We start from the raw sequence: 262 nt of genomic DNA, 5'->3' as shown, positions 1-262 counted from the left end.
GCATTATCTAATTCCAAGAAAAGGGATGAGCTTGAGAAATTTAAAACTTTCATGTTGCAGCTAAATACAGCCGGAGGCGATATTTACGATCTTGCATCTATCTTCACATCAGATTCTATGGTGGAACTTATACAGAATGCAAGGAATACTCGCGCATACAACGAGCGTCAGATGCAGCAGCAACAACAGAATCAGATGCAGCTTAACCAGCAACAGATACAAGCTGAAGCTGCTGAGAAGGATAAGCAACGTCAGCATGAAC

General features: G+C 42.0%; 1 protein-coding gene. It reads left to right on the top strand.

Annotated elements, in window-relative coordinates; all coding sequences use genetic code 11:
* Positions 1-262 (top strand): hypothetical protein (locus ABFY71_RS18925; RefSeq protein WP_347947425.1); only part of this gene is annotated, 262 nt, incomplete at both ends.

The sequence above is a fragment of the Devosia alba genome (genome assembly GCF_039938915.1).
GTDB classification, from domain to species: domain Bacteria; phylum Pseudomonadota; class Alphaproteobacteria; order Rhizobiales; family Devosiaceae; genus Devosia; species Devosia alba.
This window is presented reverse-complemented; position numbering and strand designations above follow the sequence as displayed.